A 1428-nucleotide genomic window follows, 5' to 3' on the forward strand; every position below is an offset into this window, starting at 1 on the left:
ACCACCTGCTGTTCATGCCGGTGCCCGGGCACCCGAATCCGGTGCCGCGCCTGCTCGTGATGACCTCCGGGAACGTCTCGGGCGAACCGCTGTGCACCGACGACGACGACGCCCGCACCCGGCTCGGCGGCATCGCCGACCTGTTTCTCGTGCACGACCGGCCGATCGCGGTGCCTTGCGAGGATTCGGTGGTCGCGGTCGTCCACGGCGACCGGGAGTCGCCGATCCGGCGCTCGCGCGGCTACGCGCCGATGCCGGTCCTGCTCGACCGGCCGTCGCCGCCGGTCCTGGCGGTCGGCGCGGAACTGAAGAACACCTTCTGCCTGACCCGGCAGGAGTACGCATTCTGTTCGGCACACCTCGGGGACATGGGGTCGCTGGAAAGCAGGCGGGCGTTCGAAACGTCCGTGGAGCGGCTGACCGCGCTGCACCGGGTCACCCCGGAACTCGTGGTGGCCGACGCCCACCCCGGATACGCGACGCGGCAATGGGCCGAGCGCTACGCCGAGGAGCACGACATCGCGCTGCACACCGTCCAGCACCATCACGCCCACGTCGCGTCGCTGCTCACCGAACACGGCAGGATCGGTTCGCCGGCACTCGGCATCGCGTTCGACGGCACCGGCTACGGCTGCGACCGCACGGTGTGGGGTGGGGAACTGCTGCTCGTCGGACCGGACCTGCTGGACATGCGCCGGGCCGGGCACCTGCGGTCCTTCCTGCTGCCCGGCGGCGACGTCGCCGTGCGGACCCCGGCGCGGGTCGCGCTGGTGTTGCTGCGCGACGCCGGTCTCGGCGATCCCACGTCACCGCACCTGGACGACCTGCCGTGCGCCGGGGCCCTGACCGACGTGGAACGGGACCTGGTGTCCGGCCAGCTGACGTCCGGCATCGGCTGCGTATGCACCACGAGCGTCGGGCGGCTGTACGACGGAGTGGCGTCCCTGCTCGGGGTGCGTCATCGCATCACGTACGAGGGGCAGGCGGCCGTGGAACTCGAGGCGCTCGCGCGTACCGCCGCCGAGCCGGCGCCGGTGCGGATGACGGTGCACGGCACCGAACTGGACTGGACCGGGACGCTGCGCTGCCTGGTCGGGGGACTGCGGCTCGGGGTTCCGGCCGCGGATCTGGCGCTGGGATTCCACCAGGCGCTCGCGGTCGCGACCGCTCGGCTCGCCGCGCGGATCGCCACCGACGCCGGAATCACGACGATCGGGTTGACCGGAGGTGTCTTCCAGAATCGACTGCTCACCGAAGGTGTTCGAACTATCCTGCAAGACAGTGGGTTCGATGTCCTGACGCACAGTCGGGTGCCGTCGAACGACGGTGGGCTGTCGCTGGGACAGGCCGCGATCGGCGCCACCCTGGCACGGCGGCGAGCCGCGAGTTCTGCACGGCGGCGGGCCGCCACTTCGGAGCAGCGGCGGG

The 1428-nt window shown here is 71.7% G+C and carries 1 protein-coding gene; it reads left to right on the top strand.

Features of this window, described 5'->3' with window-relative positions:
- Window positions 1-1428: Sua5/YciO/YrdC/YwlC family protein (locus tag I0Q12_RS06655; protein ID WP_197251192.1), on the top strand; the 1428-nt coding region annotated here is incomplete at both ends.

It is taken from the genome of Rhodococcus sp. CX (assembly GCF_015865005.1).
Taxonomy (GTDB): Bacteria; Actinomycetota; Actinomycetes; order Mycobacteriales; family Mycobacteriaceae; genus Rhodococcus.